Origin of the sequence: Buttiauxella sp. (assembly GCF_035271705.1) — a bacterium.
Classification (GTDB): domain Bacteria; phylum Pseudomonadota; class Gammaproteobacteria; order Enterobacterales; family Enterobacteriaceae; genus Buttiauxella.
The window spans coordinates 1-5,139 of record NZ_DATERI010000109.1; the positions used below are offsets into that span (position 1 = coordinate 1).

Here is a 5,139-nt window from a genome sequence, read left to right on the forward strand (position 1 = left end):
CCAGGAGGACGTTTTTGTCTGGCCAACGATAATGCTTTCTGTGTTGCTCATAGGTCACCTTTATGCGTCAACGAAGCCGGTAATTTGGGAAACACGGGAGAGATCGATATTGCCGCCGGAAATAATGCAGACGGTTTTACGACCCTGAATATAATGGTCAAGTTTGCCGCTTAATAACGCCGCGCAGGCCAGCGCGCCAGCACCTTCTGTCACCACTTTATTTCGCTGAATGAGCGCGATCATGCTGTTGCGAATATCGTCCTCGCTGACCAGAACAATGTCGTCAACTAATTCACGAACAATTTCGAAGGTTAATTTACCGGGACGAGAAACATCGCAGCCGTCTGCTAATGTTCCGGTGACGCGATGGTTAACGATTTCCCCGGCCTGATAAGACGCTGCCATACCGTGAACGTTCTCAGACTGCACGCCGATAATATTAATGGTCGGGTTGATGGATTTAATCGCCGTGGCAATTCCGGCAATTAATCCGCCGCCGCCGATAGGCACAATGACGTTATCCACGTCGTATAAATCTTCAAGAATTTCCAGACCGATGGTGCCCTGCCCGGCAATCACTTTTGGGTCATCGTAAGGCGGAATAAAAATGCGCCCTTCCATTTCGACAATTTCGCTGACCTTGGCGATGGTGTCGTTAAAGTTCTCGCCGTGCAGCACCACTTCGGCGGAGTAGTCGCGCGTGGCGGCAACCTTGGATTTCGGCGCGCCCATCGGCATCACCACTTTGCCGTCGATACCGAGCATGGCGCAGGAGAGCGACACGCCCTGCGCATGGTTTCCTGCCGAACAGGCGACAACGCCTTTGCGTTTTTCAGCATCGGTGAGCGAGCTTAACTTATTAAACGCGCCGCGAATTTTGAATGAACCGGTGCGCTGCATGTTTTCAAACTTCAGGAATATCTCACCCTTACAACGTTCGCTGAGATAATTCGAGCGCGGCATACCGGTTTTATAGATTTTTCCTGCCAGTCGTTTTCTGGCATCCTGAATATCTTCAATAGTTACCGGGAGATCGTAAGTAATGTGCATAATATCCTCGTTATAATAATTCATTGTTTTCAGGCAAAGTCAGGGTATCAGAGCGTTAAAAAGCGTCGCTCCGGGTGTTTTAAATCATCATTATTTCTATCGTCGTTTTTCGATATTCATCGACGAATATTGTTTTGCCAGTTCAACTAATACTGACGCTGATTTTTTAATACTGTAATTTTTTGACCACACGGCGGCATAACGCGCCACGGGTAATTCATCTTCCACCGGCAGAACAATAAACTGGTCCGAGCCGAATGGCGCAATCATGTCACGGGGGATCACCGTCAGGTAATCGGCATTGAGGACAAGGTTATAAATGGTAACGACGGAATCGGTCTGGACGATGTTTTCAATGCTGATGTGGTTGTCTTGCAGGGTGGTCAGAAGTTCTTTGTAGTAGCCCATATCGGTTTGCGGCATCACCCACTGCTCGTGCGTGAGCGATGCCAGTGTCGTCGGTCCGGTGCACGTTCGTGATTTGCTGGCGACCAGCACAAACTCGGACTCAAACAGCGGCTCGACGTGCAGGTCCTGCAGCAGCATTTCATCGCTTAACGTGCCGATGGCAAAATCCAGTCGGCCGTCGCGGATAGCGGGCAGGAACGAAGAGAGCTGTGCTTCGTACATCGAGACGCGCGCTTTCGGGAACACTTCCTTGAATTTTTTGATCATCTCAGACAGGAAGGTGAAGCCTATCAGCGACGGATAGCCAAAGGAGACGTCCATAACGGTGCTAAAACTGAGGCTGTTGATCTCGCTCACCATGTTTTTCATTTCGCGAGTGATCGACTCTGAATACGAGAGCAGAACCTGGCCTGCAGCGGTCAACTTAACGCCCGTGTTTTTACGAATCATCACTTCAACACCGAAGTAGGACTCGATATCGCTGATGATTTTGCTGACGGCCGGTTGCGTCAGGCCCAGTTGTCTTGCCGCAGAACCTATGGAGCCACTTTTAATGACTTCCTGAAATACCACGAGGTGCTGTGTTTTCGGTAGAATAATAGTGTTCATAATATTCTGCGCTTATTTCCCTATGACGGGGCGAATTCTACCTAATAGTGTTTCAGGGGGTATGTGCTGTTACTCACAATTTGACTTTTCGCATCATTACCAACCTCGACAAAACACCATTAAAACACATATATATCAATGAGTTGATAATATAAAAACACACCAATACGCTGATATTGATCAACAAAAATGGCGGTAATAACTTTATTTTATGGTGATAACCACGGTGGATTTTTTGTATTTTAAAATATCAATAAAGACTATCTTTCAGACAATTAACGGCTAATAAACAACCATTTTCTATTTAAAACATTTTTGTGTTTTATCAAATAGAAAAATAATGATGTTGCCCGCGCATACAAAAGGGTCGAATACATCACACATTCACACTGGGAATGTTTTTGAATTCAATATTCACATATCAAATGTGAAAACTATAAACACCATTACCGCAACATCAGCAACAAATTAACAACACTGAGAAATCGTTATTTTTTAGCGGGAAATTTTGTGATTTGGATCGTATAGGGTAAATGAACGGATTCATTAACCACATAAACAGTGAAATGTGCTTAGCGTCGCAATTTTGATAATTGGTATCATTTGCCCACATGGCCAGATGACCAGAAAGCAAAAACCCCGCCGAAGCGGGGTTCTTTAAGAAGTTGAAGCTGACCGATAAGTCAGCTTCGTTCAACTGTGCGTCAGGCATCTGCGGCGCTGGGGTTGCCTTGTGCCGCAGACTGTATCTCACTCCGTGTGAGAGAGTAAAGCTCTACAATGGACGCGCCTTTCACACCCAACCATGCTTAATAGCTAACATTTGTAACACACCAACGATAAAAAACAACAGACTGACAACCGCTAGGTATATCTCCGCGTAGAATGGACCAATAAGCCGTTTTGGTAGCCCACGAATAAAGTCCTTGTCATCATTTTTGGTCAGGATTGAGCTTTTATTCCACAACAGCGGCATGTATATAAAACTCACTTTTGTGCTGTATGCCACTTTGACATAAAGCGTGTTGACGTTCTCGAACAGCAATACAGCATCAGGCAAACTACCGTATCTTTCTTTGTACAGGATGCAGATCTCTTTAAATCTATCCCTGTTCAGAACTGAGGCTATGATACTGGCTATACCGAAGCCGAAAGCAAGTGCACCAATAATTACTGTTGCCTTGGCGCTAAGTAGGTCATCAATAGTCATTGCTTGTAACCTCATATAGCGATTCACCAACGAAGCCACCGAACGCGGATGTGGCTTTATCGCTCCCATATGCAATAGCGCCATTTACCCCAAGCGTACAAAGTAATGCTCCGGCACCTGCGGCTTCTATGGTTGCAGCGCCAAGCACTATCGCACAGACGGTATTTGCTGCGGCTGTACCCGCAATTTTTCCAGCTATCGCACTGCCGATCAGGCTACCGGAAAACTCACCAATAGAGGTAAACGACGTTTTCGCACAATCTCGCCCCACGGTACAGGCTTCCGTGATCTTCGCTGCGGTATCCAAAGCGGACAGACCAATACCGATCTTCCCGGCGGTTTCCATCCACTTAACGTACTTCGCCAGCTTCTCGATATGGGTTGCGTAACCTTCAATATCGCTAACGCCTGTTTCGTTCCAGCGGTGCGTGATTGAACGGCTGGAGAGGCCAAGAGCACTTTTCAGATCGGCGTACTCTTTGAACATGAAGCGATGCTTCATGAACATCTTAAGAACGCTATCAAGTTGACCAAACAAGCGGCGGCGCTCAACAAAAAATTGCTCGCCGATCAGTGAACCGCTGGTAATGTACTGATGTTTGTATGTCTTCTCGATCTCGACAAGAATTTTTTCGACTCGTTCGAAATATCCCTTCGCTGCTTCCGTCGCTCTTCCCACATTTCCAGCAGCGTCGTTTGCAGTGGTTACAGCAGCAGCGAACATCTCAATGGTGTCTTTGTGCTTGTAGAGAAAGTTGGCTTGCTGAATGGAGAGAGGAGCTAACGCTGCATCAATTCGCGCTTTCGCGGCCTGCATGTGGGCGATCTGTTCGTCGTCCTGTTTATCAGGATCAACTACCAGCATAATAGAACCGGCTTTGTATCTTTCATCCGGGCCGTTCAACGTGGAAAAGAGTTCTTTTACACCTGCAGGTGGGTTCTCTGTGAATAACAGACGTTGCCAGGCTTCTGTTGTACCGCCAAACGGGATAATGGTAAAACCTGCATCGATACCTTTGGGTTTATCAGATTTTGGATCTTTTTTTGTAGATTGTGCGTGCTGAACGGGTTCGGGCTGTTCAGGAAGACCGGCAATCTCCCGTGAACCAATACTGGTTGGAATCACTTCATTATCAAGCTCGTAACTATCATAGAAGTTTGAGGGGACAAGGCGAGATCTACATGGGCAAGAACTTCGGCTGTGCAGCGTTCCAGCAATTCTCTTACCGTGGATAGTGTCGCGAATCCCTCCCGCAATACGGTATAGCCCTTCATGCTTGCCACAGGTTGCCCTGTGACCTTCGCAGACCATGTCTTTCCCAAAATGCTGATGGTCAGGACATCCATCTATGATTACACCGCCACAGGCGGTTTTGTCACCCCTGAAAAGATAATTGCCCTTGACTCCCATTATAAGTCCCTTTACTTGCTGTCGTTCTATTTATCCCCTGTTCTCATTTTACAAATAAACCACATTATTCGAAATGTATTGTTGTTAAAATAAAATGTCATTTCGAATTATTCACCATGAAAATATTACTGTGTTCTTATTCAGGCAATGAATTAATAAAACTCTTATTATTGAGCCTGAACCGTAAAGGTTTTTATGATCAGAAGAGGAGAAATTATTTATGGTGTTGCAGTAGGCAATATAAGAGTTATTGCAACCGTTGATGTTTCTCATTTCACCACCAGAGACACACCAACGATTGCTTAAAAAAAAGTTGAAGCTGACCGATAAGCCGGGTTCTGTCGTGGACAGTCATTCATCTAGGCCAGCAATCGCTCACTGGCTCAAGCAGCCTACCCGGGTTCAGTACGGGCCGTACCATGTGAACCCCTATTTGGCCTTGCTCCGGGTG

At 46.3% G+C, this 5,139-nt stretch carries 4 protein-coding genes and 1 other RNA gene; all 5 read right to left on the bottom strand.

The window, feature by feature from the left end; all coding sequences use genetic code 11:
• Window positions 1–60 precede the first annotated feature (60 nt).
• Window positions 61–1,050, bottom strand: a complete 990-nt coding sequence (gene tdcB, locus VJY99_RS10085) for a bifunctional threonine ammonia-lyase/L-serine ammonia-lyase TdcB (RefSeq protein WP_010435913.1) — start codon at window positions 1,048–1,050, stop codon at window positions 61–63.
• 96 nt (window positions 1,051–1,146) lie between these two features.
• Window positions 1,147–2,067, bottom strand: coding sequence for a transcriptional regulator TdcA (tdcA, locus tag VJY99_RS10090; RefSeq protein WP_108416148.1), 921 nt, complete (start codon window positions 2,065–2,067; stop codon window positions 1,147–1,149).
• A gap of 793 nt (window positions 2,068–2,860) precedes the next feature.
• Window positions 2,861–3,277 (bottom strand): hypothetical protein, encoded by a 417-nt coding sequence (locus VJY99_RS10095; RefSeq protein ID WP_220470689.1) that lies wholly within the window; start codon window positions 3,275–3,277, stop codon window positions 2,861–2,863.
• Window positions 3,267–4,688, bottom strand: a complete 1,422-nt coding sequence (locus VJY99_RS10100; RefSeq protein ID WP_253178804.1) for a PAAR domain-containing protein — start codon at window positions 4,686–4,688, stop codon at window positions 3,267–3,269. The genes VJY99_RS10095 and VJY99_RS10100 overlap by 11 nt, the downstream gene beginning before the upstream one ends.
• A 311-nt stretch (window positions 4,689–4,999) precedes the next feature.
• Window positions 5,000–5,139: RNase P RNA component class A (gene rnpB, locus VJY99_RS10105), an RNA gene on the bottom strand; the annotation flags it as partial.

What these genes read in the sequence shown, in the direction of transcription:
- tdcB (WP_010435913.1), bottom strand. Translation starts at nt 1,050, where the DNA reads ATGCACATTACTTACGATCTCCCGGTAACTATTGAAGATATTCAGGAT.
- tdcA (WP_108416148.1), bottom strand. Translation starts at nt 2,067, where the DNA reads ATGAACACTATTATTCTACCGAAAACACAGCACCTCGTGGTATTTCAG.
- VJY99_RS10095 (WP_220470689.1), bottom strand. Translation starts at nt 3,277, where the DNA reads ATGACTATTGATGACCTACTTAGCGCCAAGGCAACAGTAATTATTGGT.
- VJY99_RS10100 (WP_253178804.1), bottom strand. Translation starts at nt 4,688, where the DNA reads ATGGGAGTCAAGGGCAATTATCTTTTCAGGGGTGACAAAACCGCCTGT.